The sequence below is a fragment of the Jannaschia seohaensis genome, from assembly GCF_900116765.1.
GTDB lineage: Bacteria > Pseudomonadota > Alphaproteobacteria > Rhodobacterales > Rhodobacteraceae > Jannaschia > Jannaschia seohaensis.
Genome location: NZ_UETC01000001.1, coordinates 961,589 through 986,580, shown reverse-complemented (window position 1 = coordinate 986,580; position 24,992 = coordinate 961,589). Strand labels below are relative to the sequence as shown.

Below are 24,992 nucleotides of genomic sequence, written 5' to 3'. Positions count from 1 at the left end.
GCGGTGCAGGCATCGCCAAAGCCCTCCTGCACAACGTGAATCATAACTACGCCACCCGACATAGTCCCGAGTCTACGAACGCGTCCGTTGCTTTAGCGCGGCCGAGGCGCGGGTCCGGCGCGATGAGCTCGAAGCCGCCATCGGTGCGCGGGCGGCAGAGCTCGACGATATTGGCGCGCGTCTAGATGAGGCGCGGAGCGAGGAGGCGACCCTGCGCGACACGCTGGACGAGTTCCAGTCGGAGGCCGCTTCCCTCACGGAAGAATTGGCCGAGATCGAGGCGCGGATCGCGGAACTGGGCGCGCCGACGGGCCCCCCGGCACCCCGGCAGTGGGCTAGCCGGCCCCGGGCGGCGAGACAGCGCAAGACCGCCACGCGACCGAATGACCGGTCAGGGGCGGTCCGCGTCTCAGTAGAGGCCGCCCGAGGACAGCGACCCGAAGGTCGCCCGGGGCGGCACGATGACCTTCCGCCCGGTGACGGTCTGGACTTCGCGCGAAATGTCGCCGCCATCGTCGTCGCTCTGGCCGCGACCGAAGAGCGGCAGATCGCTCGACATCGCAAAGCCTCCGTCGATGACCGTCGCCCCGAGCCCAAGCCCGGCATAGGTGTCGAAGCCGTCGCGGAAATATTCCGACACGACATGCTCGCCACTGGCCGAGTCCGGCAGCCGCGCGCCGGTATAGCGGTCGATCTTCACGAAATAGCCGCCCGGCGGCACTTCGAACGGACCGCCGCCGTATTTCTCGATGGCCTCGGACATGAACTCGTTGAAGACCGGGCCGCACATGCCGCCCCCCGACGCGCCGCGTCCCAAGGATCTCGGCCTGTCGTGGCCGATATAGCAGCCCGCCACGATGGTCGAGGAGAAGCCCACGAACCAGACATCCTTGGCGTCGTTCGTCGTGCCGGTCTTGCCGGCGATCGGCACCGGCAGGTTGACCGTGCGCGCCGCCGTCCCGCGATCCACCACGCCCTTCATCATCGAGGTCAGCTGATAGGCGGTGATCGGATCCATCACCTGCTCCCGGTCGGAGAAGATGCGGGGGCCATAGCCCGGCGAGAGCGTTGCGAACTGCTCGCAGTCGCGGCAGTCCCGCTGGTCGTGGCGATAGACGGTGCGGCCGTAGCGGTCTTGGATGCGGTCGACGAGGGTCGGCTCCACCCGCTCGCCGCCATTGGCGAACATCGCGTAGGCGGCGACCATCTTGTAGAGCGTCGTCTCCTGCGAGCCCAGAGAGTTGGCCAGCAGCGGCGGCATGTCGTCATAGACGCCGAAACGTTCGGCATAGCCGCCGACCACGTCCATGCCGACATCCTGCGCGAGACGGATCGTCATCAGGTTCCGCGACCGCTCGATCCCGGTGCGCAGCGGCGCGGGCCCGTAGAAGCGGTTGGAGGCGTTCTGAGGGCGCCAGATCTCGCCATTGCCCTGGTCGATCTCGATGGGCGCGTCGACGACGATGGTGTTCGGCAGATAGCCCGAGTCGAGCGCCGCCGCATAGACGAAGGGCTTGAAGCTGGAGCCGGGCTGCCGCGTGGCCTGGGTCGCGCGGTTGAAGACCGAATGCTGGTAGCTGAAGCCCCCCTGCATCGCCAACACGCGGCCGGTATTCACGTCCATCGCCATGAACCCGCCCTGCACCTCGGGCACCTGACGCAGCGACCAGCGGATCAGGTCGCCGGTGTCGTCGTCGCTCATGCGGCGGACATGGACGACATCGCCCGGCTCGAAATTGTCGAAGAAGTCGCCGCGCATCCACTGAATGTCTTCGCGGGGGACCGAGACGCGCCCGGCCACGTCTTCCACGCCCAGGGTCAGTGACTGTTCGGCGACCTCCATGACGACGGCCGGATGCCAGGGGCTCTCCAGCTTGACGTCGCGGCTGACCTCGACCGCAGCGAGCGCCTCGCGCCACGCAGTCTCGTCGGAGAGCGTTTCGACCGGGATCGTCTCGCCGGTGCCGCGCCAGATGCCCTGGCTGCGGTCATATTTCTCCAGCGCGCGCTGGAGCGCGACCGCCGCGACCTCCTGCATCTCGGCATCGATGGTCGCGCGCACGGTGAAGCCCTGGGTAAAGAACTCCTCCTCGCCGAAATCCTGGCTCAGCTGGCGGCGAATCTCGTCGGTGAAGTAGTCGCGGGGCGGCAGTTGCGCGCGGAACGGGGCGTAGTGGCCCGACTGGACGGTCAGCAGCGGCTTGGCGCGCGCCTCCTCCATTTCGCCGCGGGTGATATAGCCGTTCTCCCACATCTCCCGCAGGACGAAGTTCCGCCGGTCGATCGCCGCCTCGACGTTGCGGACGGGGTGGTAGTTGCTGGGCGCCTTGGGGAGAATGGCGAGATAGGCCGCCTCCTCAATGGTCAGGGCGGCCAGAGGCTTGTTGAAATAGGTCTGCGCGGCCGCGGCCACGCCGTAGCTGTTCTGCCCCAGGAAGATCTCGTTGAGATAGAGTTCCAGGATGCCTTCCTTCGACAGCGTCTCCTCGATGCGGGACGCGAGGATGATCTCCTTGACCTTGCGTTCGGCGGAGCGGTCGGAGGACAGCAGGAAGTTCTTCATCACCTGCTGCGTGATGGTCGAGGCGCCGCGCAGGCGTCCGCCGCGCGCGGCGTCGACGGCCGCCGCGACCATGCCCACGGGGTCATAGCCCGCATGCAGGTAGAAGTTCTTGTCCTCGGCCGAGATGAAGGCCTGCTTGACCAGATCCGGGATCTCTTCGGCGGGGGCGAACAGGCGACGCTCCCGGGCGAATTCGTCCATCAGGCGGCCCTCGCCCGAATAGATTCGGCTGATCGTGGGGGGCGTGTATTGGGCCAGCTGCTCGTGATTGGGCAGGTCCCGGCCATACATCCACAGAACCGCGCCCACCGTCACGGCGGCCGCGATGATGCCCAGCGTGATCGCAGAGAACAGGCCCCCAATGGTGGAGAGCACGAACATGAAAATGCTCAGAGCCGCGCCATAGAGGGCGCGGCCTCCGCTGGCCGTGGCTGCCTTGACGTTCATGGAGACTGTCCTTGTATCGGGCGCCTCTAGCATAGGAACTCACCCCCTCAGGGTCCAGACGAGCGCACCCGATGTGGCGATCCTTCGCGGATGCCGGCGCGTCAGCGCCGCAGATTCGAGGCCGCGGCCGCATCCTCGACGGCCCAGGCTTCGATGGCGGTGGCGATGGCCTGCGCCATCCGGGACCGCCAGCGCGGATTGCGCAGGTTCCGGCGATCCGCCTGGGAGGACAGGAAACCCAGCTCAACCAGTACGGACGGAATGTCCGGCGCCTTGAGGACGGTAAAACCCGCCTCCAGCCGCGGCCGCTTGTGCAGCCGGATGCCAGCGGCGTTCATCTCCGCAACCATCTGACGTGCAAGCATATCCGCGCGCGGATCGGTTTCGGTGCGCGCCAGGTCCAAGAGCACGCGGGCCACCTCGTCGCCCGGATCCTGCAACTCCAGCCCGACCACCAGGTCGTCGCGCCCGAGCCGTGCTGCCAGCTCCGCCGAGACCGTGTCGGAGGCCTCGTCGGACAGGGTGTAGACCGTCGCGCCCGAAGCCCCGCCCCCTTCCAGCGCGTCGGCATGCAGCGAAACCATGAGGTCTGCGCCGGCTGCCCGGGCGATGCTGGCCCGGGCGCGGAGGGCCACGAAGACGTCCTCCTCCCGGGTCAACACAACAATGTGACCGTTGCGGCGCAACACCTCGGCCAGCTCGCGCGCGAAGGACAGCATCAGCTCTGCTTCGCTCAGCTCTTCCCGCAGGGCGCCCGGATCCTCGCCGCCATGGCCGGGGTCCAGCGCCACGACCAAGGGCCGGTCTCCTGTCTGACGCCGCCGCTCCGGCGCCGTCGCCAGCGCGGCCTCGTCCGGGGCTTCCCAGGCGGGCGCAACGCGGGCCACTGCGGCAGCGCCGGGGGCCAGTTCCAGATGCAGGGTGACGCCCTCGCCGGTCTCCATCCAGGCGCGCTCGATCCGCATCGGCCCCGACAACTCCATCACCAGCCGCGACCAGCCCTCGGCCACCCGCCCCTGCAAAAGCCCGACCGCCACGTCCCCGTCCACCGGCGGCGGCAGGGCCGACCAGTCGACCTCGGCCGTGTCCAGCACCAGCCGCCAGGGCCCCTCCTCGACCGCGACACGCCAGGGCACCGGACGGTCGAGCGGCAAGGCCAGCGTCAGCGCCCCCCGCCAGGACGCATCGGCGACCGCACCGGGCAGCGGCACCGCCCGCTCCGCCTGAGCGGGCGCCGCCAGGGCCAGCAGCAGAGGGACGAGCCAGCGCATCACCGGCCCGTGAAGCGCGCGAGCCGGGCCAGCCCCTCGACGATATCGGCCGTCGCGCGGGCATAGCTGAACCGCAACGTCCGCGCGCCCCGAGCCGGGTCGAAATCCAGCCCCGGCGTCACCGCGACCCCCGCCTCGTTCAGGATGCGCGCGGCGAAGGCGAGGCTGTCATCGGTCAGCTCCGACACGTCCGCATAGACATAAAACGCCCCATCCGGCGGGGCGATCCGGTCGAACCCGGCGCGCGGCAGCCCCGCCAGCATCCGCCGCCGGTTCTCGGCATAGACGGCGCGGTTTGCCTCCAATTCCTCGGTCGCGTCCATCGCCGCCAGCGCGGCGATCTGGCTGGCATGGGGCGCGCAGATGAACATGTTCTGGGCCAGGCGCTCATAGGTGCGGATATGCGCCTCGGGCACGACCAGCCAGCCGATCCGCCAGCCGGTCATGGAGAAATACTTGGAGAAGGAGCCGACGATCGTGGCGTTGTCATCCACCTCCAGCGCACTGACGGCGCGCTGGCCGTAATCGAGCCCGTGATAGATCTCGTCCGAGATCAGCGCGGCGCCCCTCTCGCGGCAAGCCGCCGCCAGCGCCGCCAGCGCGTCGCGGTCCAGCATCGTGCCCGTGGGGTTGCCGGGCGAGGCAAGGATCAGGCCGTCCAGGTCGCCCAGATCCTCGGGGCGCGGCTGATAGCGGTCCTCGGCTCGGGTCTCGATGCCGACCGCCTCAAGGCTGAGTGCGGTCAGGATGTGGCGGTAGGAGGGATAGCCGGGCAGGCCCAGCCCGACCCGCTGCCCCGCGTCGAAGAGCGCTGTGAAGGCCAGCAGGAACCCGCCCGACGCGCCCGAGGTGACGACCACGCGGGCCGGGTCCAGATCGACCCCGTACCACTCCGCGTAGTGCTGCGCGATGCGGGCGCGCAGCTCCGGCAGGCCCAGCGCGACGGTATAGCCCAGCGGCCCCGCCTCCATCGCCGCCACCAGCGCGGCCCGGGCGGCGGCGGGCGCGGCAGTTCCGGGCTGGCCCACCTCCATATGGATGATCGACCGGCCCGCTTCCTCCAGCGCGCGCGCGCGCTCCATCACGTCCATCACGATGAACGGATCGACTTGGCTGCGCCGCGAGACCCCGCTTGCATCGCCCATGAGCTGCCCCCTACCCTGCGCCTTTCGGCGACTGATGGACCGCCCCGGCGACCGGGGTCAACGCCCCCTTTCGACAGGAGATCCCATGCTGCGCATCGTCCTCGTCCTCGCCCTGCTGCTGACCCAGCCCGCCCTCGCCCGAACGCTGATCCGGGACGCGGAGATCGAACATGCGCTGCGTCAGGTGGCTCAGCCGATCTTCCAGCAGGCGGGGCTGCCGGCGTCGGTGCGTATCTATGTGATCGAGGATGACAGCCTGAATGCGTTCGTGGCGAATGCGCGGGCGATCTTTCTCCATTCCGGTCTGATCCTGCGGCTGGACAGTTCAGACGAGCTGCAAGCCGTGATCGCCCATGAAGCCGCGCATATCGTCAACGGCCATCTCACGCGGCGGCCCGCCGCGATCCGCGATGCGTCCACGGCGGCGCGGCTGGGCCTGATCCTGAGCGCCGCGGCCGCCGCGGCGGGCGGGGCGGAGGCGGGGTTCGGCGTCGCGGCGGGCACCAGCGCGGCGGCGCGGCGCAGCCTCTTCGCCCATACCCGCGCCGAGGAAGCCTCCGCCGACCAGAGCGCCCTGCGCTGGATGGCGGCGGCAGGAACCGACCCAAAAGCCACGCTGGCCGTGCTGGAGCTGATCGAGGGGCAGGAGTTCCTCTCCGCCGGCCGCCAGGATCCCTATGCCCAGAGCCACCCGCTGACCCGTGACCGCATCCGCGCCGTGGAAGCCTTCGCCGCCAGCGTCACGCCCCGGGCGCGGGATCGTTCGGCGGTCGAATATTGGTATGGGCGCGCGGCGATGAAGCTACGTGCCTTCACCCGTCCGCCGGGACGGACCTTGCGCGCGCTCCAGGGCGACAACTCGGAATTCGCGGTGCTCGGCCGGGCCATCGCCTATCATCGGCGCGCCGATCTGAGCAGGGCGCTCTCGGGCATCGACGCGCTGATCGCGGCGCGCCCCTCGGATGCCTACTACCACGAATTGCGGGGCCAGTTCCTGTTGGAGGGCCGCCGCCCGGCCGAAGCCGCCCGCGCCTATGCCCGTGCCGCGCAGCTCGCCCCGCGCGAAGCCTTGATCCAGGCCGGGCTCGGCCGTGCCTTGCTGGCCGCCGGGCAGGACGCGGAGGCGTTGCGCGTGCTGATCGCCGCCCGCGGGCAGGATCCGAGCGACCCGTCGATGCTGCGCGACCTTGCCACGGCCCATGCGCGGGCGGGGCAGCAAGGGCTTGCAACCGTCGCCGCGGCCGAGCGGGCGGCAGCGACCGGGCGCCTCGATGACGCGAAAACCCTGGCGGAGCGGGCCGTGGGCCTGCTGCCGCGCGGCTCGGGCGGCTGGCTGCGGGCGCAGGACGTGTTGGCCGTGGCGGAGGCGCGGCGCTGAAAAAGCAGAACGGCGCGCCCCGAAGGGCGCGCCGTCCGCGTTTTACAGGGGGTGGTTACGACCCGAAGGACCACCACCCTCTGCGCTTCGGCTTGCTTTCCTCGGCCGGCTGCGCCTCCGCAGGCTCCGGCTCAGGCTCCGCCCGAGCCTCGGCCGCAACGCTTTCCACGGCCTGAGCCATTTCGGCGACCGCTTCGGAGGGCGTCGCTGTCGGCGCAGGCGCCTTGGCCCGGGCGCGCGGGCGCTTCTTGGGCTTCTCCTCCGCCGCGGGGGCCTCGGCAGCGGGAGCCTCGGAGGCCTGCGGCGCGGTCTCCTCCGGTGCCGGCGCGGCGGGAGTTTCCGCCACAGGCTCGGCCGGGGTCTCGGCTGCGATCCCTTCGGCCGGGGCTTCGGCGGTCCCTTCGGCCGGGGCCTTGGCCCGGCTGCGCGTCCGGCTCCGCTTCTTCGGCTTGGCTTCGGCCTCCGGCGCCTCCTCAGGCTTGGCTTCGGCCGCCGGCACTTCTTCGGGCTTGGCTTCGGCCTCGGGCTCGGGCTCGGCAGGTGCCGCATCCGCCGGGGCCGAGACCGCCTCGTCAGCGAGCGTGTCCGCCTTCTTGCGCCGCGATCGGGTCCGCGACTTGCCGCGCGGCTTCTCCTCCGACGGAGCCTCAGCCACCGGTGCCGCGTCTTCCTGCGCGGTCTCCGCGGCAGCGTCCTGGGCCGCCTCCGCAGCGTCGTCAGCCTTGGGCGCCGCGGTCTCCGACGCCTCCTGGGCCGAGCCCTCCCCGTCGCCATTCGACTTGCGGCGGCGCGAGCGGCGGCGGCGCTTCTTCTTGGGCTGCTCCTCCTGTGCCGGCGGTTTGGCTTCGGCCTCTGCGGCTTCGGCCTCGGCCTCCGGCGCCTCTTCTTCGTCCTCGTCCTCGGTCTCCGAGGTCCAGGACGTGTCCATCGCTACGACCGACGGGGCGACCTTCGGCACCTGCCGCGTCGGCGTCTTGGAGCGGTCGAGCGGCGGCACGTCGTCGCCAAGGAGCGACGGGTCCACCTCGATGCGAACGGCCATGCCGTAGGTCTGCTCGATCGAAGCGAGATGCTCCCGCTTCTCGTTCATCAGGTAGTTGGCGACGCCGACGGGAAGCCGCGCCGTCACCTCGCGCGAGCGCCGCCGCGTGCCCTCTTCCTCGAGCATCCGCAGCACCTGCAACGCGACCGAGTCGTTCGACCGGATCAACCCGGTGCCATGGCAATGCGGACAGGGCTGGGTCGTCGCCTCCAACATGCCGGGGCGCAGCCGCTGGCGGGACATCTCGAGCAGGCCGAAGCCGGAGATGCGCCCGATCTGAATCCGCGCGCGATCGTGCTTGAGCGCCTCCTTCAGGCGCTTTTCGACGGCGGCGTTGTTCTTGCGCTCGTCCATGTCGATGAAGTCGATCACGATCAGGCCGGCGAGATCGCGAAGCTTCGCCTGGCGCGCCACCTCGTCGGCGGCCTCCAGGTTGGTCTTGAGCGCCGTCTCCTCGATCGAGCCTTCCTTGGTCGACTTGCCCGAGTTCACGTCGATCGCAACCAGCGCCTCGGTGATGCCAATGACGATATAGCCGCCCGACTTCAGCTGCACCGTCGGGTTGAACATGCTGTCGAGATAGGCTTCGACCCCGTATTTGGAGAAAAGCGGCTGCCCCCCCTCGGGATGCTGCTTCACGTTCTTGGCGTGGGACGGCATGATAAGTTTCATGTAGTCCTTGGCCTGGCGGAACCCGGCCTCGCCCTCGACGATGACCTCGTCGATCTCGCGGCTATAGAGGTCGCGGATCGTGCGGTGGATGAGGTTGCCTTCCTCGTAGATCGGCGCGGGGGCGATGGACTTGAGCGTCAGTTCTCTCACCTGCTCCCATTGGCGCTGAAGATACTCGTAGTCGCGCTTGATCTCGCTCTTGGTGCGCTTGGCGCCCGCCGTCCGCACGATGAGCCCCGCGCCCTGCGGCACGTCGATCTCGTTGGCGATCTCCTTGAGCTTCTTGCGGTCGGCGGCATTGGTGATCTTGCGGCTGATCCCCCCGCCCCGGGCGGTGTTGGGCATCAGAACGCAGTAGCGGCCCGCGAGGCTTAGATAGGTGGTCAGCGCCGCGCCTTTGTTGCCGCGCTCCTCCTTGACGACCTGAACCAGCATGATCTGGCGGACCTTGATGACCTCCTGGATCTTGTACTTGCGCGGGCGCGGCTTGCGCGGCGGGCGCACCTCGTCGGGGGAGTCGTCGTCGGCGACCGTCTCGACGGTCGAGTCGGTCTCCACCTCGGTCGGCTCGGGCTTGGCCTTCTTGCGGCTGCGCGTGCGGCTGCGCTTGGGGGCGGGTTCCTCGACAAGGGTGTCGTCGCCGTTATCGCCGTCCGAGAGGTCGACGGTCTCCATGCCCATCGGCTCGGCCCGAGGAGCGGTGACGGCGGCGGGCGTCTCCGGCGTATCGTCGGGCGCATCGCCGTCGGAGGCCTCGGCCGAGACGCTCTCATCCTCCAGGCCGGCACCCTCCGACATGGTGGTCACCGGACCGTCCCCGTCTTCCTTGTCGGGATCCGCATCGGAGCCCCCCGCCTGCGGGGTGTCGCCGGTAGACCCGGTCTCCGAGGGGGCGCTGGCCGGGGTCTCGTCCGCAGCTGCCTCCAGCGCGGCACCGCCTTCGGGGCCGGGCTGCTCTGCCTCGGACTCGGTCTTGGTCTCGGTCGGCGCGGCGTCGGCCGCAGCCGTATCCTCGGCGGGCGGCGTGGGTTGATCCGCGTCAGACGCGGCCGCGGCCTCGGAGGCCGCTTCGGACATGTCCTCGCCCTTTTCCGACGGCTCGTCGGCCTTCTTGCGGCCCCGCGTCCGCGTGCGCGACCGCGAGCGGCTCTTCTTCGGCTTCTCGGCGGGCGCCTCGGCCTCAGCGTCGGAGGTCTCTTCGGCCTCCGCGATGTCGTCCTCGGCTTCGGCCTCCGCCTCGGCGGCCATCGCCTCGGCAAAGGCTCGCTCCTCGGCGAGCAGGGCGTCCCGGTCGGCCTTGGGGATCTGATAATAATCCGGATGGATCTCCGAGAAGGCGAGGAAGCCGTGCCGGTTCCCGCCGTAATCCACGAAGGCGGCCTGAAGCGACGGCTCCACCCGCGTGACCTTCGCCAGATAGATGTTGCCCGCAAGCTGCCGCTTGTTCAGGCTCTCGAAGTCAAACTCCTCGACTTTGTTCCCGTCTACCACCACGACCCGGGTCTCTTCCGGGTGGGTGGCGTCTATCAGCATTTTCTTTGCCATAGTGCCTTTCACGAACCGCGCACACCCGTCCCCCTGGGGGGGCGGCGCAGCGGGCGGTCCGGCTTGATTTGGCGTGCGCAGCGGGCGTAGCGGCGGGGCGGCGGTGCCGCGTCCCGTCCTTCGCTAATCCGTCCTGCGTCATACGCGCGTTCCGTATCTTGAGCCAGGCGCCAATGGGGCCCGGCCCGTTCCACCGGCCCGACCGTGCGAGATCGGGCCACGATAATGGGAGCGTCTTTGGAACGTCTCCACATACTTTCCCCGGCAGGAAGGGCCCGATCGGGCCGCGTCTGCACGGGAAAGAATCCGAACCGGTCCCTACGCCCGAGCGTCCGGGGGCAGGACCGTTCGTCCTCCTTGTTACATTTCCGTCCGAATTACAATAATCAATGATACCGGGTCCGGGCGGTCACGCCTCCATCCCGACTTCCAGGATCAGCGGCCGGTGGTCGGAAACCACTGGCGCGGCGGGGACTTCGAAGCCGCGCAGATCCACGGCATCGTTGACCAGCACGTAGTTCGCGTGGCGCACCGGTTTGTCATACAACTCGGTCCGCGTGTCCTCGATCCCGCCCGCCTGTACCAGATCGTACAATCCCGCCTCCGCCAGGATCTCGAACGTCTCGGAGCCCGGCAGCAGGTTGAAATCGCCGCCGAGGACGACTCCCTCGCCCTGCCCGGCCAGCCCTTCGACCAGAGCCCGAGCGCGCACGGCCTGACGTTGCCGCGCCGGGGTGTCGCCCTTGCCCTCGGGCTCGCGCAGGCCGTGGAAATGGCCGATCACGAGGCTGGCCCCGGTGGTCGGATCCTCGACGCGCATCACTTGCATCGTGCGCGGCACCGGCTCCTCGCCCCAGCCATCCCGGCGGAACCGGCCATGGACAAAGCCCTGAATGCGCTCCGTGACGGCCAGGTGCGGGGCGACCCAGCAGGCGATGCCATGCTCGGACATCCAGGCGCGGCCGTTCGAATCGGTCAGCGGCCCGCGCGCGGCGGCGGCAAACCAGGGCTGGTGCATCGGCAACGCCTTGGAGACATCGCCGAACAGGTCGGCGCGCTGGTCGAGTTCGCGGAAGGCGTCCTGATACTTGAGCCAGGGCGGCGCACGCAGGGGCGCGCGAGTCACCTCCTGCAAGCAGACGACATCGGGCCGCTCCACCGCCAACCAGCGATCCAGCGCGGGCCAGCAGCGGCCGCCCCAAGCGTTCAGGCTGACGATCCTCATGTGACCGACGGTAGGGGGATTCGCCCCTGGGGAAAAGGCGCTGGGCGCATCCGCACGCCCCGGCCCCAGGACCAGTCCTTCGGGCGGCGTCTCGCCATGAGTATTTGGAAACCCGTGATGACCGGGAGAGCCGTCCGACCGGCGCGGGGCGCTGGTTCAGAGATAGTTCGACCGGCTCAACCCGTATTTCGCCATCTTCTCGTTCAACGTCCGGCGCGGCAGGCTCAACTCCTCCATCACGCCCGCGATGGAGCCCCGATGGCGGCGCATGGTGTTGTCGATCAGCATCCGCTCGAAGGCTTCGACATATTCCTTGAGCGGCTTGCCCTCGGTCGTGACCTGCACGGTCTCGCCCTGCTCCTGCGTGTCCGACATCAGCAAGCTGGAGATAGACCCCGTGCCGCGCCGCTGTTGCAGCACGGCGCGCTCGGCCAGGTTGATCAGCTGGCGGACATTGCCCGGCCAGGGCGCCTGGAGCAGTTGGGCCGCCTCCTGGGCGGAGAGCTGCGGCGGCGTTGCCCCGTATTCTTCCCCGAACGCCTCGGCGAAATGGGTAAAGAGCGTCAGCACGTCCTCGCCCCGGCTTCTGAGCGGCGGCAGGACCAGCTTCATCGCCGCCAGCCGGTAGAACAGGTCCGGGCGCAGCGCATCCTCGAGGCTGCGCTCCGGGTCGGAGCCGTTATGGATGGCGACGATCCGCGTCTCGGCCGGCGTCCCCTGCTCGTTGATGAAGGTCGTCAGCCGCGCCTGGAGCGAGAGCGGCAGGCTCTCGATATCCTCCAGCACCAGCGTCCCGCCCCGGGCTTCCTCGACCAGGGGCAGGCCGCCCTCGGTCACGGGGCCGAAGAGCTTGGCGCCCAACTCCTCCTCGCCCAGCGCGGCACAGGATGTCAGCGCAAAGGTCTTGCCCGCCCGGGGTCCGACCGCGTGCAGGGCATGGGCCACCAGCGTCTTGCCCGTCCCCGTCTCGCCGTCGATCAGAACATGGGTGTCGGCCTGGCCCAGGTCGAGGATGTCCTCGCGCAACCGCTCCATGGCGGGGGAGGTGCCGATCAGCTTGCGCATCAGCACGGTGCCGTCCGACAGCTCGCGGCGCAGCGCGCGGTTGTCCAACGTCAGCTTCCGCGCCTGCGCCGCGCGGCGGGCGAGGTCGGTCAGCCGGTCGGGGTTGAACGGCTTTTCCATGAAATCGTAGGCGCCCAGTTGCATCGCCTCGACCGCCATCGGCACGTCGCCATGGCCGGTGATCATGATCACCGGCAGGGACGAATCGGCGCTCATGAGCCGCTTGAGGAAGGTCATCCCGTCCATGCCCGGCATCCGGATGTCCGAGATCACCACGCCCGGAAAGTCCGGCGTGACCTTCTTGAGCGCCTCCTCGGCCGAGCCGTAAGTCTCGGTCGCGAACCCCGACAGCGCCAGCCATTGGGAGATGGACTGCCGCATGTCCTGCTCGTCGTCGACGATGGCGATCCTGGTCTGTTCGGCCATGGGCCTTTCCCTCATTCGGCTGCGTCGAGCCGTGTTTCCAATGCCGGGAGGCGAACTTCAAATACGGCACCGCCGGTCTGCCCATTGCGGGCGGTCAACCGCCCACCGTGGTCCGAGACGATCCCGGACGAGATGGCGAGACCCAGCCCCACTCCCTCGCCGGGCTTCTTGGTGGTGTAGAAGGGCTCGAACAGCTTTTCCGGCTCGGCGAGGCCCGGGCCAGTATCCCGTACAGCAATCACCACCTCCTCGCCAGCGGTCAGCAACAGGTCGAGCTCCGGGTCCTCCATGCCTTCCATCGCGTCGAGCGCGTTGCGCACGAGGTTGATGATCACCTGCTCCAGCCGCAGCCGGTCGGCCATGACCTCGACCGGATGGTCCGGCACGGCTTGGGTCAGCCGCACACGGCTCTGGCGCATCTGCGGCTCCATCAAGGTCAGGGCGGCGGCCAGCGCCTCGCGCACGTCGATCCGCTCGAAGGCTTCGCCGCCCTTGCGGGCGTAGGATTTCAACTGCCGGGTAATCGCCCCCATGCGGTCGATCAGGTCGTCGATTCGCTGGAAAGACGACAGCGCCTCCTCGGGCCTGCGCCGTTGCAGCAGCAGCCGCGCGCCCGCCAGATAGGTCTTCATCGCCGCTAGCGGCTGGTTCAGCTCATGGCTGACGGCGGCCGACATCTCGCCCAGGGCGGCCAGCTTGGAGGATTGCGCCAGCGACTGCTCGGTCTCCTTCAACTCCTCCTGGACGCGCTTGCGCTCCGCGATCTCGCGGGAGAGGCGGTCGTTGAGGCGGCGCAGCGCCACCGATTCCCGCTGGAACAGCAGCGAGCGCAGGGTGGAGCGCCGGTTGAGCAGGTAGAAGCCCAGGGCGAGCGCCAGGGCGAATCCCATGATGATTAGCGCCAGCACGCCGTTCACCCGCTCCCGCACCGATTCGTAGCTGGTGAAGCTCACCAGCCGCCAGCCGCGGAACGGCACCCGCGCCTCCATCTGCATAAAGGCCGCCGAGGAGAACCAGCCATCCTCGAGCCCTGGCCCGAACGCGCCGGTAGAGGCCAGCGCCCGCTCCAGCGCCGAGGGCACCGGCATCTGGTCCAGCGCCTCCTCCAGCGACTTGCCCCGCCAGCGCGGCTCGGTCGACAAGATGACGGTGCCGCCCGCATCCGTCACCGCGACGGCGGCGGTGGTGCCGCGCCAGCGGCTCTCGAACTGGGCGAGGTCGACCTGGACCTGAAGCACGCCCAAGGGCATGGTCCCGTCCCGCACCAGGCGGCTGAAATTGGCCTCGTAGGCGCCGGTCTCGTTCGGGGCCAGGGTGAAGACCGTGTCGGTCGTGTCGATGGCCTCGGTGAAGAACGGCTTTTCGGCATGGAGCGAGCCCAGTTGCGTGCGGTCGGTGGCGGCCACCGTGCGCCCGTCCATGTCCAAGAGCCGGATCGACGCCGCGCCGATCTCATCCACGTAAGAGATCAGGCGCTGCGAGGAGGCCGAGAAATCCCGCGCGTTGAGCGCCGAGATCAGCGTCTGGTCGCGAGCCAGCAGCAGCGGCACGACCGAGTTGCGCTGCAACTCCGACAGGATCGCCCCGGCATAGAGCGATTGCCGCAACTCGGCCCTTTGCCGCGTGGTCTCGACGAAGCGGTCGGTGAGATAGCCGTTGGCGACAAAGACCACGCCCACGGCGACGATCGTCATCACACCAATCAGAATCCGCGCCGCCATCGGGAGACGGAGCGGAACGGACTCGCCGGACCGGCCGGGGGTCGGGAAGGAGCGGCGGCGCCAGAACATGGGCGACAGGGTACCCTGCCCCCCCGCTCGCCTCAAGCCGGACGGCGGACCATCGGCGGCGTCACGCAGCCACCAGCGCCTGCGCCAGCCCGGCGAAAAGCGCGGCGCCGTCGGTATTGCCATGGGCCGGCTCGGCCGCCCGCTCGGGATGGGGCATCATGCCGAGAACGCGCTTGTTGGCGCTCAGGATGCCCGCGATATCGTCCACCGCGCCGTTGGGCGTATCGACATAGCGGAACGCCACGCGCCCCTCGCCGTTCAGCATGGCCAAGGTCTCCGGGTCGGCGCGATAATTGCCGTCGTGATGCGCGATCGGGATCTCGATCACCTGGCCGGGCGTGTAGCCCGAGGTGAAGGCGCTCTCCCCCTCCTCCACGCGCAGGCCGACGGTGCGGCAGATATATTTGAGCCCTGCATTGCGCAGCAGCGCACCGGGCAGCAGCCCCGCCTCGCAGAGGATCTGGAACCCGTTGCAAGGGCCGAAGACATAGCCGCCCCGCTCCGCATGCGCCTTCAGCGCCGCAGCCACCGGGGACCGCGCGGCGATGGCCCCGCAGCGCAGGTAGTCTCCATAGGAAAAGCCCCCCGGGACACCGACGACATCGGTGCCCGCCGGCAGCGTGGTTTCCTTGTGCCAGACCATCTCGGTCTCGAACCCGGCGGCGCGGAAGGCCACGGCAAGGTCTCGGTCGCAATTGGACCCGGGGAAGACGAGGATCGCGGCTTTCATGGTGGCCCTCCGAATGACGCGCTTTCCGTTACCCCCATTCGTGGGAGGGGACCAGAGGGCAGGACAGGAAGAGGGGCCGCAGACGACGCGGCGCTGTCGCGCACCGAGTGGCAGGCTCCCTTGTCAGGCGGGATCGCCCGTCGGCAGCGTGCGCCTCCGGCGGGAGTATTTCCGGCCAGAAGAAGGAAAGAACCGCAGAACCGCGCGCGCGCCCTGGCGAAGAGGCCCAGCCGGGCCGATGAGCCTTGCCCCCGGCGCGTGCGGAAGCCATGTAGCGGCCATGGCGACACTGCGCTTCACGATCCTGGGCTGCGGCTCATCCGGCGGCGTGCCGCGGCTGGGCGGCCATTGGGGCGCCTGCGACCCGGCCGATCCCCGCAACCGCCGCCGCCGCTGTTCGATGATGGTGGAGCGGGTGACCGAGGACGGCATCACCCGCGTGCTGATCGACACCTCCCCCGACATGCGCGAGCAATTGCTGAGCGCCGGGGTGGGCGCGCTGGACGGGGTCGTCTGGACCCATGCCCATGCCGACCATGTCCATGGGATCGACGATCTGCGGATGATCGTCTTCAACCAGCGCCGGATGCTGGATGTCTGGGCCGACGACGCGACCTATGCCGCGCTGGAGACGCGCTTCGGCTATGCCTTCCGGACGCCGCCCGGCTCCTCCTACCCGCCGATCCTGACGCGGCATCGGCTGGAGGGCACCACGACGATCGAGGGGGCGGGCGGGCCCTTGACCGTTTTGCCCATTCCGGTCGGCCACGGGGATATCGAGGCGCTGGGCCTGCGCATCGGCGATCTCGCCTACATGCCCGATGTCAACACCATCCCCGAGAGCGCCGAGTGGCTGCTCTCGGGGCTGGAGGTCTGGGTGCTGGACGCGCTGCGCCGCACCCCCCACCCCTCCCACCTATCCCTGGGCGAGGCGTTGAACTGGATCGAGCGGATGGACCCGGCGCGCGGCGTGCTCACCAACATGCATGTCGATCTCGACTGGGCCACGGTCGATGCGGAAACGCCCGATCACGTCACCCCGGCCTGGGACGGCATGGTGCTGGAGTTGGAGGACGACTGATGTGCCGGACGCGATCATCGGCCCACCCGGAGTTGCGTGGTTTCGAGAGAGCCGCGCCCTGCCGAGCCTGTGCGCCCCGCTCTCCGCGTCCGGCGCGCTAGCCGATGCTCGACGTTCTCGCCGTCACCGTCCCGGTCTTCCTGATCATCGGGGCGGGCTATCTGGCCGTCTGGCGCGGGGTGTTCACCCAAGGCCAGGTCGACGGGCTGATGGTCTTCACCCAGCGCTTCGCGATCCCCTGCCTGCTGTTTCTGGCGGTCTCGGGCCTAAACCTGGCCGAGGGCTTCGAGTGGCGGCTGCTGACCGCCTACTATTCGGGCTCGATCGTCTGTTTCATAGCGGGCATCCTGGGCACGCTGTTCTGGCTCAAGCGCGGACCGGAGGACGCGGTGGCGGTGGGCTTCGCAGCGATGTTCGCGAATACGGTCTTGCTGGGCCTGCCCATCGCCGAGCGCGCCTTCGGCCCGGAGAGCCTGACGCCCAATTACGCAATCATCGCCCTGCATGCGGCCTTTTGCTACTTCGTCGGCGTCGCGACGATGGAGACCGTGCGCGCCGGGGGCAGCGGCTTCGTGGGGGGCGCGCGGACGGTGGCCCGGTCGCTGGCCACGAATCCGCTGATGCTCGGCGTGGCTCTGGGGCTGGCGGTGAACCTCGCGGGGCTCTCCCTGCCCGGGCCCGCCGACGAGGCCGTGCGCCTCATCGCCTCCGCGGCCCTGCCCGCGGCGCTCTTCGGCCTGGGCGGCGTGCTGGTGCAGTACCGGCCCGAGGGCGACGCGCGGGGCATCGCGCTGTGTTGCGCGATCGCGCTGCTGCTGCATCCGGCCTGGGCCTGGGGCGCCGGGCGCCTGCTTGGCCTGGAAGAAGGCGCGTTCCGCGCGGCCGTGCTGACGGCGGCGATGGCGCCGGGCGTCAACTCCTATCTCTTCGCGGCGATGCATGGTCGGGCGGTCCGCATCACCGCCTCGTCGGTGCTGATCGGCACGGCCGCCTCGGTGGTGACCGTGTCGGGCTGGCTGCTGGTGCTCTGAAGCCGCCGCTCAGACCGTCTCGGTGACCTTGCGCAAATGCCGCGGCGTGTCTGGGTCGATGCCGCGTGCGACCGCGATCCGTTCGACGGAGGCGTAGAACGGCACGATCAGGGCGAGCGGGTCCAACAGCGGGTGACCCGTCCGGGTGACCGGCAGGCAGGTCGCGCGGCTGGCGCGGTCGGAGGTGACGAAGACCCGCGCCCCCTTTTCCGCCATGCCATCGGCGGTCTCGACCAGCCCGGCCTCCGCTTCGTCCCGCGCGGTCAGCGCAAGGACCGGAAAGCCCGGCGCCACGATCGAGACCGGCCCGTGCAGAACCTCGGCCGAGGAATAGCTCTCGGCATGAAGCTGACAGGTTTCCTTGAACTTCAACGCGGCCTCGCCCGCCATCGCGTAGGCCGCGCCCCGGCCGATACAATAGAGCGAGCCGTGCCCCTCCAGCCCCTCCGTCAGCGCGCACCAATCCTGCGCGAGCGCGGTCTCCAGCGTCTCGGGCAGCGCGCGCAGCGCCGAGAGCAGCGCCGCATCCTGGCGCCATTCCGCCAAAAGCCAGATCGCGGAGACCACCGAGGCGACGAAGGTCTTGGTCGCCGCAACGCTCCGCTCCTCCCCGGCATGGAGGGCAAGGATATGGCCGCAGGCATCGGCCAGCGGGCTGTCGGGATGGTTGGTCACCGCGAAGGTGGCCGCCCCCTGTTCGTCCGCCATCCGCGCCATGGCCACGATATCCGGACTCTGCCCGGACTGGGAGATCGCCAGACAGGCCGCGCCGTCCAGCCGCAGCCTCCGGCCATAGACCGAGGCGACCGAAGGCCCCACCGACGCGACGGGCACGCCGCACATCAGCTCCGCGCAATATTTGAAGCAGGTGGCGGCGTGGTCGGAGGAGCCTCGGGCCACGGTGACGAAGACGCGCGGATCGAGATCACGCAGCGTGGCGCCCGCCTTCCGCATCGGGCCCGCGCCCTCGGCCAGCAGCCGGTCCACAGCGGCAGGGATCTCGCGCACTTCGCGGCGCATCAGAGTGTCGGTCATGGGGGTCTCCGCAGGGTCGGGGGGATTAGGCCCGGTCCGGGCCGGAGCCGCAAGGCCGGGTCAGTCGAACAGGTCGCCCTCCCGCCGGGGCGCCTCCAGGCCCAGATGGCGCCAGCCCTTATGGCCCAGCATCCGGCCCCGCGGGGTGCGAGCGATCAGGCCCTGTTGCAGCAGGAAGGGTTCGATCACCTCCTCCAGCGCGTCGCGACTTTCGGAAAGAGCGGCGGCGATGGTCTCGATCCCGACCGGCCCGCCGCCATAATTCTCCGCGATGAGCGACAGATAACGGCGGTCGGCCCCGTCCAGGCCGAGCCCGTCCACACCCAGCCGGGTCAGGGCGGAATCGGCCAACTCCCGCGTCACCCGCCCGTCGCCCTCGACCAGGGCGAAGTCGATCACCCGCCGCAGCAGCCGCCCCGCGATACGCGGCGTGCCTCGCGCGCGCCGAGCGATTTCCCGGGCGCCTTCTGGGGTCGCGGCCGCGCCCAGCAGGCGGGCGCCGCGGGTGACGATCTGGTCGAGCTCCTCCTCGGTGTAGAAGACCAGCCGCGTCGGGATGCCGAAACGGTCGCGCAAGGGCGTGGTCAGAAGGCCCAGGCGGGTGGTGGCGCCGACCAGGGTAAAAGGTTGCAGGTCGATGCGCACGGTGCGCGCGGCGGGGCCCTCGCCGATGACGAGGTCGAGGGCGAAATCCTCCATCGCCGGATAGAGCACCTCCTCGACGACGGGGCTCAGCCGGTGAATCTCGTCGATAAAGAGGACGTCGCGCGCCTCTAGGTTGGTCAGAATCGCCGCCAGATCCCCCGCCTTCGCCAGCACCGGCCCGGAGGTCATGCGGAAGCCCACCCCCAACTCCCGCGCCATGATCTGCGCCAGGGTCGTCTTGCCGAGACCGGGGGGGCCGTGGAACAGGACGTGATCCATCGCCTCGCCGCGCATGCGAGCGGACTGGACGAAGACCCGCAGGTTGGACCGCGCCTCGGCCTGTCCGACGAACTCTTCGAGGGTCTGGGGCCGAAGGGCGCGGTCGTCGGGGATGTCGTCCGGGGCTTCGGGGTCGAGCATCGGATCACGCTGCATCGGCGGCCTCCTGCGGTCGGTTCAGCCCGAAGCGGACGGTGTCGAGCCGCTCCATCCAGGTCTGCTCCAGGGCGATCACCTCCTCGGCGGGGGCAGCGGGCGAGGTCAGCTGCGGGATGGAAAAGCGGAACCGGGACGGGTCGCGGTCGCGCAGCCCGACGGTGACGCCCGCCTCGCCCGCGACATGGGCGCGCCAGCGGCCAAGCAGGTTCTCGGCCCCGTAGGCAGACCCGACATAGCGGGCGCCGTCGGTCTGGTCGACGATGAGGTAGATGCTGCGCCATTCGCGCAGCCGGGCGCTCCAACGCGAAGGGAGAGCACCCAACAGTCCAGCCCCGATCCGCATCCGTCTCCAAGGCGGCGGTTCCGCGTCGAATGCGCTCTCGGCATGGATAGCCGCGACCGGTGCTTTCAGGTTCTCCGCCAATCGAATGTAAGCCTGCGTCAATCGCATCTCTATCACGAGACGTCCGCGCATCTCTTCCAGACGCTCATCGAGCGAGAGATCAAACCACGTCCATTCTGTCCAGTCCGGACTCCTCAATTCGCGAAAACTGCCAAAAGTGCTGTGAAGCCACATGACCTCTGCATCGGCCTCGATCTCGCTGCGTGGCCGCGCTCTTGGCCCGGGGTTCTTGTAGAGGCCAGCAAACAACATGAGCGAAGTACCCGGCATGCGCCCGGACCCAGTCTTCACGAAGCTCGCCACCAAGGGACGCCCTTGAGACAGGGCGCGAGTCGCCGGGCCGGTGTGATAACACTGGTAGGCTTCCATGGCAGCCGGTCGGGTAGAGACGAGCCCCGGCAACATCGCCTGCAGGTCGCCATCCCGGGGCGAATGAAGGATTACGTTCACGTCACGTGGATCGATCTCGGCGCGGGCCAGGACGTCGCTGAGATCGAACATCACTTCTCCCCCGGCGCAAGTCGCTTGAGCGCCGCGCGGATCAACTCGGCCGTGCCTTCGGCCTCGCCCGCGGCTTCGGCCACTGCGCGAACGGCGTCCTGGGGGGCGTAGCCAAGATTGGTCAGCGCGGAGAGGGCTTCGGATTGGGCGGAAGACGCGGCCTTGGGGCGCGGGGCCGCACCCGTGGTCGGCGCGACTGGCGCGGAGGCGGGAACGGACGGGACCGGCGTGGCCTCGACCTCCTCCATCAGCATCATCGCGGGGGCCTTGCCCTGCAACTCGTTGACGACACGCTGCGCGATCTTGGGGCCCACGCCGGGCGCGGCCTTGACCGCTGCCGCGTCGCCCAGCGCGATGGCGCGGGCCACGCCCTCGGGGCCGAGCGTGCCGAGAATGGCCAGCGACACCTTGGCGCCCACCCCCTGGACCGAGGTCAGCAGGCGGTGCCATTCCCGCTCCCGCACGGTCTGAAAGCCGAAGAGCTGGAGCAGATCCTCGCGCACCAAAAGCTCGGTCCAGAGCGAGACCGGCGTCTTGACGGGCGGCAGTTCCGCCACCGTCCGCTCAGAGACGTGGACGACATAGCCGACGCCGCCCACATCCAGCAGAACCTGATCGGACCCCTTCCAGTCCAGCCGCCCGGTCAGCCGCCCGATCATTTCGAGGCCGCGATGGCGTCGGCGAGGCGGGTCGACGTCTGCAAGTGGAAGGCATGGCAGAGCGCCACGGCCAGCGCGTCGGCGGCATCGGCGCTGTCGGGCGCGCAGCCGGGCAATTGCATCCGCACCATGTGATCGACCTGCTGCTTGGCCGCGTGGCCAGCGCCGACAACGGTCTTCTTGACGAGGTTGGGCATGTATTCGCCCACCGTGAGCCCCGCCTGCGCGACGGCCAGAACGGCGACGCCCCGCGCTTGGCCCAGCTTCAGCGTTCCGGCCCCGTCGCGGTTGACGAAGGTCTGCTCGACCGCGGCGGCCTCGGGCGCCTGCCGGTCCACGACGCCCCTCAATTCCTCGAAGAGATGCAGAAGGCGCGCCGGGATCGGGCCGCTGCCGGTGCGCACGGTGCCGTTGGCGATGTGGCGCAGACGCGGACCATCGACCTCGATGACGCCCCAGCCGCAGGCCGCAAGCCCGGGATCGATGCCGATAACGCGCATGTCTGCCCTCGATGTTCGCCTCTCGTTCCAAGCGGCGTAGCACGGCCCGCCCCATCGGGCCAAGGGCCCCCGAGAGGCTTGCATCGCACGCATAGCGGGCATGTTTGCGCGATTGTTGTGCGGAATGAAAACTCCCCCTAGCTGCGCGTCATCGGCGGTCGCCTGTCCCGCCCCCTCCTTTCCACAACCCGGCCCCTGCCGGAGGACATGCCCACATAGAGGATCTTTTCACATGGCTACGTTCGACGCCTTCCGCCCCGCCCTGCCCGCCGCCAACGGCTCCGTCTTCTCGAATCTCCTGGGCCGCATCATCGCCTGGAACGAGCGCCGCCTGACGGTGGACGCGCTGGAGCGGCTGTCGGACCACGAGCTGGAGGACATCGGCCTGACCCGGTCCGATATCGAGCGCTTCAACGAGATCCGCCGCTGACCTCTTCCGCTCTCTCGCACAGCCGAAACGCCCGTCCCCGTAAGGGGGCGGGCGTTCGCATGTCAGGGGTCTCCGGTTCCATGCTGTGACGGCATGGGCGCCTTGCATTCGCGTCAGTTGTCCGACGCGCCGTTAGCGCTCACATCCCGATCAACAGCAACCCGAAGGCATAAGGATTTCGCTCATGACCAGCCTCCGTAACGCCATCCGTGCCCGCCGCCTCCGCCGCTCCACCTATGCGGCGCTTGCCCGGCTCGACGACCGCAGCCTGGAAGATATCGGCTTCAACCGCGCCGATATCGAAACGCGCTTCGGCTAACGCGCCCGACCGCCCCCCCACACCGAAAGGATTTCGTGACATGACCCTATTTCAAAATGCCCTGCGCGCCCTCCGCCAGCCTCGCCCGGCCTATGCCGAGCTTGCCCGCCTCGACGACCGCAGCCTCGAAGACATCGGCTTCAACCGCGCCGACATCGAAACGAAGTTCGGCTGAGGCTTCAGCGCCGCAGCGTGAGCGTCGTCCAATCGCCCAGTTCGACCCGGCGCACTAGGCCGAACCCCGCGGACTCATAGGCCGCGATCACCTCCTCGGCCTGCGGGTTGAGCAGTCCCGACAGGATCACATGGCCCCTGGCCGCGCGCGCCATGTCGGGGGCCAACTCGATCAGCGGACCCTTGAGGATATTGGCGAAGATCAGGTCGAAGGGCCCGGCCAGATCGGGGTGGTCGAAGCCGGCCGCCTCGATGCAGGCCACCTCCCCCGCCATCCCGTTGACGGCAAGGTTGGCCTCGGCGACCTCGACCGCGACCACGTCGATATCAGAGGCGATCACGGAAGCCTGCGGAAAGATCCGCTTCGCCGCCATCGCCAGCACCGCCGTCCCGGCGCCGATATCGGCGACCGTGTCGGGTGCGATCCCCTCTTCGATCAGCGCCTCGAAGGCGAGCAGGCAGCCCTGCGTGGTGCCGTGATGCCCCGTTCCGAAGGCCATCGCCGCCTCGATCAGCAGGGCCACGCGGCCCTCGGGAACGCGGTCGGCATCGTGGCTGCCATAAACGAAGAAGCGGCCCGCCTCGACGGGCTGCAACTCGCGGCGGACATGGGCGACCCAATCCGTCGGCGGGATTTCCGAGACGGTGAAGGGCCGCGCGCCATGCGCGGCGGCCAGGATCGCCAGCGCGGTCTCGTCGGGAGCCTCGGCGAAATAGGCGCCGACCTCCCACAGGCCCGAGCCGTCCTCCATCTCGAAGACGCCGACCCCGTCGGGAGCCAGCTGTTCCTCCAGCATCTCGCCCAGCGCCTCGGCGCTCTCCTTGCCCGGCAGCGTGGTGAGCGCGGTCCAGGATGCGGGGGTGATCGTGTCTGACATGGGCGTCTCCGGTTTGCCGGAGCGCCTAGCGCCTGCGCGCGGCCCCGTCCAGCGATCGCATGCCCGCGTCCTTGACGCAGCGGAATTCCCGGGCGAGACTTGGGCCGGTCGACGGCACGCGCGATCAAGGGGATAACGGGATGAAGACGCTGGCAAAGGCCGTGGCAATGCTCGGCGGCCTGATCCTCGGCGGCCTGTCGGGAGGAGCGCAGGCCGTCACGATCAACGCAACCCTCACGGAGGCAGACTCGAAGGCGCTGGCCGCGCCATTCGACGCGGTGGTGTCGCTCGACCTCGGAGGGGCCCTCTGCACGGGCACGCTCGTCTCCACGATCCATATCTTGACGGCCCGGCATTGCATCTTGGCAACGCCTGCCGCGACGACCGTGCGCTTCGACGACAAAACCAACGGCCAGACATTTTCGCGCGGCGTGAGTGACATCGCCAACATGGTAGGCCAGAATTATGAGGACGGAACGGACATCTCGATCCTGACGATGGTCCAGCCGGTGACGAGCATCGCGCCCATGCGCCTGGCGGCAGGCGCGTTGGTGGGCGAGGGCGCGCGCCTGGTGGGATACGGCGTCTCCGCAGTCGCCGACGCGATCGACGGCACGCCCGATGGCGAGAGATGGGCGGCCGACAACACGATCGACAACATCGGGCAGTCGGCCGTCTTCCCCCAGTCGATGATCGGCTCGCTGCTCGAGGCCGATTTCGACAATCCGACGGGCACATCGAATTCGCTCTCCTCCGTCGGCAGTTCCCCGACGATGCTTTTCTACGAAGGCGCGCCGGCGGTCGGCGACAGCGGCGGGCCGCTGCTGGTCAACCGGGGCGGCGAATGGCAGATCGCCGGCGTCCTGACCGGCGGGACCGAGACGTACGGGGCGTATGGCGACGTCTCCTGGTGGACATCCGTCTTCTCGCCCGCGGCCCGCGGCTTCATCGAGACCAACAGCACCGCGGTCTTCGCACCCGTCCCCCTGCCCGCCTCCCTGGCCCTGCTACTGGTCGGGCTGGGCGGCCTCGTGGCGCTGCGCTGGCGGGTCTGAGCCCTCGACCGGGACTGGAACGCACGACGCGCGGCAAAGGCGTGCGTCGCCCGCAAGGCACGGCCCCAAAGCAGCCGGTCCTCTGCCGTCGTTTCGGGACCAAACGCCTCTCCGGACCACGCCGCCAGCCCAAGCGCATCTCCGCTTGGCCGCGGCGGCGGCTCTATTGCACGATGACGGCCTCGAAATCCTCGACGCTCGTGACCTGAGTATGGTGCCCTTGCCCATGGGTGTCTTCCATCCGCCAGACATCCCCGCGACAGATCTCTCGCGTATCGCCGTCGCTGGCGGTCACCAGGACGGAGCCTGCCCGGCAGATCAACGTCTGTTCGACCGGCGTCGGGTGAACCGGTTCGTTCCAGCCCGACCGAAGGCGCAGAAAGAGCATCGCCCGCGCCGGTGCCGGCTCCGAGATTTCGATCGCCTGAGCCGGCGGAGCGAAGGTCCGCTCGGCCAGCGCGACCTCGACATCCTGCCAATGGCTCTCGCCGGCTTCGTCCACATAGAGCTTGAAATATCGCATCGGTCCCCTCCTTGCCCGCTC

Annotated in this window: 22 protein-coding genes; 7 read left to right on the top strand and 15 right to left on the bottom strand. The window is 69.2% G+C overall.

The features are described from left to right. Positions 1 to 409: 409 nt before the first annotated feature. From DTQ71_RS04665 to DTQ71_RS04655, 3 genes are all read right to left on the bottom strand, one after another. A complete protein-coding gene (locus DTQ71_RS04665; protein ID WP_109563150.1) occupies positions 410 to 2,950 on the bottom strand; it encodes a penicillin-binding protein 1A in 2,541 nt (846 codons plus the stop codon). A gap of 161 nt (positions 2,951 to 3,111) precedes the next feature. Then, on the bottom strand, positions 3,112 to 4,281 hold the full coding sequence (locus DTQ71_RS04660) for an N-acetylmuramoyl-L-alanine amidase family protein (protein WP_109563088.1): 1,170 nt from the start codon (positions 4,279 to 4,281) through the stop codon (positions 3,112 to 3,114). Next, positions 4,281 to 5,426, bottom strand: coding sequence for a pyridoxal phosphate-dependent aminotransferase (locus DTQ71_RS04655; protein ID WP_245947195.1), 1,146 nt, complete (start codon positions 5,424 to 5,426; stop codon positions 4,281 to 4,283). Before DTQ71_RS04655 ends, DTQ71_RS04660 begins: the two co-directional genes overlap by 1 nt. 85 nt (positions 5,427 to 5,511) lie before the next feature. On the opposite strand from DTQ71_RS04655, the gene DTQ71_RS04650 reads away from it, so the two are divergent. After that, positions 5,512 to 6,804, top strand: a complete 1,293-nt coding sequence (locus DTQ71_RS04650; RefSeq protein ID WP_109563087.1) for a M48 family metalloprotease — start codon at positions 5,512 to 5,514, stop codon at positions 6,802 to 6,804. Positions 6,805 to 6,859: 55 nt separating this feature from the next. On the opposite strand, the gene DTQ71_RS04645 is transcribed toward DTQ71_RS04650, so the two are convergent. From DTQ71_RS04645 to purQ, 5 genes are all read right to left on the bottom strand, one after another. Further along, positions 6,860 to 10,063 (bottom strand): ribonuclease E/G, encoded by a 3,204-nt coding sequence (locus DTQ71_RS04645; protein ID WP_109563086.1) that lies wholly within the window; start codon positions 10,061 to 10,063, stop codon positions 6,860 to 6,862. Between the two features lie 409 nt (positions 10,064 to 10,472). Then, the gene (locus DTQ71_RS04640) at positions 10,473 to 11,288 is read right to left on the bottom strand and encodes an endonuclease/exonuclease/phosphatase family protein (protein WP_109563085.1); all 816 of its coding nucleotides are present in this window, start codon (positions 11,286 to 11,288) and stop codon (positions 10,473 to 10,475) included. A gap of 156 nt (positions 11,289 to 11,444) precedes the next feature. Then, positions 11,445 to 12,779 (bottom strand): sigma-54-dependent transcriptional regulator, encoded by a 1,335-nt coding sequence (locus DTQ71_RS04635; RefSeq protein WP_109563084.1) that lies wholly within the window; start codon positions 12,777 to 12,779, stop codon positions 11,445 to 11,447. Between the two features lie 11 nt (positions 12,780 to 12,790). Then, complete coding sequence (locus DTQ71_RS04630) at positions 12,791 to 14,500, bottom strand: sensor histidine kinase (RefSeq protein ID WP_109563148.1); 1,710 nt, start codon at positions 14,498 to 14,500, stop codon at positions 12,791 to 12,793. Between the two features lie 130 nt (positions 14,501 to 14,630). Next, the gene (gene purQ / locus DTQ71_RS04625; protein WP_109563083.1) at positions 14,631 to 15,299 is read right to left on the bottom strand and encodes a phosphoribosylformylglycinamidine synthase subunit PurQ; all 669 of its coding nucleotides are present in this window, start codon (positions 15,297 to 15,299) and stop codon (positions 14,631 to 14,633) included. A 280-nt stretch (positions 15,300 to 15,579) separates the two neighbouring features. Here purQ and DTQ71_RS04620 point away from each other — a divergent pair, with 280 nt between their 5' ends. Beyond that, positions 15,580 to 16,380: an MBL fold metallo-hydrolase gene (locus tag DTQ71_RS04620; protein ID WP_109563082.1), complete on the top strand. Its 801-nt coding sequence runs from the start codon at positions 15,580 to 15,582 to the stop codon at positions 16,378 to 16,380. Positions 16,381 to 16,484: 104 nt separating this feature from the next. Then, positions 16,485 to 17,411 carry an AEC family transporter gene (locus DTQ71_RS04615; protein ID WP_109563081.1) on the top strand — a complete coding sequence of 309 codons (927 nt, stop codon included), beginning with the start codon at positions 16,485 to 16,487 and terminating at the stop codon, positions 17,409 to 17,411. A gap of 9 nt (positions 17,412 to 17,420) precedes the next feature. Here DTQ71_RS04615 and DTQ71_RS04610 read toward each other — a convergent pair whose 3' ends face one another. The 5 genes from DTQ71_RS04610 to ruvC are packed head-to-tail and all read right to left on the bottom strand — an operon-like array spanning position 17,421 to position 21,592. After that, a complete protein-coding gene (locus tag DTQ71_RS04610; RefSeq protein WP_109563080.1) occupies positions 17,421 to 18,446 on the bottom strand; it encodes an SIS domain-containing protein in 1,026 nt (341 codons plus the stop codon). Between the two features lie 60 nt (positions 18,447 to 18,506). Further along, positions 18,507 to 19,526, bottom strand: a complete 1,020-nt coding sequence (ruvB, locus tag DTQ71_RS04605) for a Holliday junction branch migration DNA helicase RuvB (RefSeq protein ID WP_109563079.1) — start codon at positions 19,524 to 19,526, stop codon at positions 18,507 to 18,509. After that, on the bottom strand, positions 19,516 to 20,433 hold the full coding sequence (locus DTQ71_RS04600; protein WP_109563078.1) for a GIY-YIG nuclease family protein: 918 nt from the start codon (positions 20,431 to 20,433) through the stop codon (positions 19,516 to 19,518). Before DTQ71_RS04600 ends, ruvB begins: the two co-directional genes overlap by 11 nt. Next, entirely contained in the window at positions 20,433 to 21,092 is a 660-nt protein-coding gene (gene ruvA / locus DTQ71_RS04595; RefSeq protein ID WP_109563077.1) for a Holliday junction branch migration protein RuvA, read from the bottom strand. Before ruvA ends, DTQ71_RS04600 begins: the two co-directional genes overlap by 1 nt. Next, complete coding sequence (gene ruvC, locus DTQ71_RS04590) at positions 21,089 to 21,592, bottom strand: crossover junction endodeoxyribonuclease RuvC (RefSeq protein ID WP_109563076.1); 504 nt, start codon at positions 21,590 to 21,592, stop codon at positions 21,089 to 21,091. Before ruvC ends, ruvA begins: the two co-directional genes overlap by 4 nt. A 232-nt stretch (positions 21,593 to 21,824) precedes the next feature. On the opposite strand from ruvC, the gene DTQ71_RS04585 reads away from it, so the two are divergent. The 3 genes from DTQ71_RS04585 (at position 21,825) to DTQ71_RS23360 (ending at position 22,516) form a co-directional block, all read left to right on the top strand. Beyond that, on the top strand, positions 21,825 to 22,022 hold the full coding sequence (locus DTQ71_RS04585) for a DUF1127 domain-containing protein (protein ID WP_109563075.1): 198 nt from the start codon (positions 21,825 to 21,827) through the stop codon (positions 22,020 to 22,022). A gap of 184 nt (positions 22,023 to 22,206) precedes the next feature. Beyond that, positions 22,207 to 22,341 carry a YjiS-like domain-containing protein gene (locus tag DTQ71_RS04580; RefSeq protein WP_109563074.1) on the top strand — a complete coding sequence of 45 codons (135 nt, stop codon included), beginning with the start codon at positions 22,207 to 22,209 and terminating at the stop codon, positions 22,339 to 22,341. 40 nt (positions 22,342 to 22,381) lie between these two features. After that, positions 22,382 to 22,516 (top strand): DUF1127 domain-containing protein, encoded by a 135-nt coding sequence (locus DTQ71_RS23360; protein WP_170125289.1) that lies wholly within the window; start codon positions 22,382 to 22,384, stop codon positions 22,514 to 22,516. 4 nt (positions 22,517 to 22,520) lie between these two features. Here the strand turns inward: DTQ71_RS23360 and DTQ71_RS04570 are convergent, their stop codons facing one another. Next, entirely contained in the window at positions 22,521 to 23,393 is an 873-nt protein-coding gene (locus DTQ71_RS04570) for a 50S ribosomal protein L11 methyltransferase (protein ID WP_109563072.1), read from the bottom strand. Between the two features lie 140 nt (positions 23,394 to 23,533). Here DTQ71_RS04570 and DTQ71_RS04565 point away from each other — a divergent pair, with 140 nt between their 5' ends. Further along, a complete protein-coding gene (locus tag DTQ71_RS04565) occupies positions 23,534 to 24,448 on the top strand; it encodes a trypsin-like serine protease (protein WP_170125288.1) in 915 nt (304 codons plus the stop codon). Positions 24,449 to 24,611: 163 nt separating this feature from the next. Here the strand turns inward: DTQ71_RS04565 and DTQ71_RS04560 are convergent, their stop codons facing one another. Continuing rightward, positions 24,612 to 24,971 (bottom strand): cupin domain-containing protein, encoded by a 360-nt coding sequence (locus DTQ71_RS04560; RefSeq protein ID WP_109563070.1) that lies wholly within the window; start codon positions 24,969 to 24,971, stop codon positions 24,612 to 24,614. Positions 24,972 to 24,992 lie beyond the last annotated feature (21 nt).

Bases quoted from the DNA above. Each gene is read 5' to 3' on its own strand.
- DTQ71_RS23360 (WP_170125289.1), top strand. From the start codon at position 22,382: ATGACCCTATTTCAAAATGCCCTGCGCGCCCTCCGCCAGCCTCGCCCG.
- DTQ71_RS04655 (WP_245947195.1), bottom strand. From the start codon at position 5,426: ATGGGCGATGCAAGCGGGGTCTCGCGGCGCAGCCAAGTCGATCCGTTC.
- DTQ71_RS04650 (WP_109563087.1), top strand. From the start codon at position 5,512: ATGCTGCGCATCGTCCTCGTCCTCGCCCTGCTGCTGACCCAGCCCGCC.
- DTQ71_RS04615 (WP_109563081.1), top strand. From the start codon at position 16,485: ATGCTCGACGTTCTCGCCGTCACCGTCCCGGTCTTCCTGATCATCGGG.
- DTQ71_RS04580 (WP_109563074.1), top strand. From the start codon at position 22,207: ATGACCAGCCTCCGTAACGCCATCCGTGCCCGCCGCCTCCGCCGCTCC.
- ruvB (WP_109563079.1), bottom strand. From the start codon at position 19,526: ATGCAGCGTGATCCGATGCTCGACCCCGAAGCCCCGGACGACATCCCC.
- DTQ71_RS04585 (WP_109563075.1), top strand. From the start codon at position 21,825: ATGGCTACGTTCGACGCCTTCCGCCCCGCCCTGCCCGCCGCCAACGGC.
- DTQ71_RS04600 (WP_109563078.1), bottom strand. From the start codon at position 20,433: ATGTTCGATCTCAGCGACGTCCTGGCCCGCGCCGAGATCGATCCACGT.
- DTQ71_RS04630 (WP_109563148.1), bottom strand. From the start codon at position 14,500: ATGGCGGCGCGGATTCTGATTGGTGTGATGACGATCGTCGCCGTGGGC.
- DTQ71_RS04640 (WP_109563085.1), bottom strand. From the start codon at position 11,288: ATGAGGATCGTCAGCCTGAACGCTTGGGGCGGCCGCTGCTGGCCCGCG.
- purQ (WP_109563083.1), bottom strand. From the start codon at position 15,299: ATGAAAGCCGCGATCCTCGTCTTCCCCGGGTCCAATTGCGACCGAGAC.
- DTQ71_RS04635 (WP_109563084.1), bottom strand. From the start codon at position 12,779: ATGGCCGAACAGACCAGGATCGCCATCGTCGACGACGAGCAGGACATG.
- DTQ71_RS04560 (WP_109563070.1), bottom strand. From the start codon at position 24,971: ATGCGATATTTCAAGCTCTATGTGGACGAAGCCGGCGAGAGCCATTGG.
- DTQ71_RS04610 (WP_109563080.1), bottom strand. From the start codon at position 18,446: ATGACCGACACTCTGATGCGCCGCGAAGTGCGCGAGATCCCTGCCGCT.
- DTQ71_RS04620 (WP_109563082.1), top strand. From the start codon at position 15,580: ATGGCGACACTGCGCTTCACGATCCTGGGCTGCGGCTCATCCGGCGGC.
- DTQ71_RS04645 (WP_109563086.1), bottom strand. From the start codon at position 10,063: ATGGCAAAGAAAATGCTGATAGACGCCACCCACCCGGAAGAGACCCGG.
- ruvC (WP_109563076.1), bottom strand. From the start codon at position 21,592: ATGCGCGTTATCGGCATCGATCCCGGGCTTGCGGCCTGCGGCTGGGGC.
- DTQ71_RS04570 (WP_109563072.1), bottom strand. From the start codon at position 23,393: ATGTCAGACACGATCACCCCCGCATCCTGGACCGCGCTCACCACGCTG.
- DTQ71_RS04565 (WP_170125288.1), top strand. From the start codon at position 23,534: ATGAAGACGCTGGCAAAGGCCGTGGCAATGCTCGGCGGCCTGATCCTC.
- ruvA (WP_109563077.1), bottom strand. From the start codon at position 21,092: ATGATCGGGCGGCTGACCGGGCGGCTGGACTGGAAGGGGTCCGATCAG.
- DTQ71_RS04660 (WP_109563088.1), bottom strand. From the start codon at position 4,281: ATGCGCTGGCTCGTCCCTCTGCTGCTGGCCCTGGCGGCGCCCGCTCAG.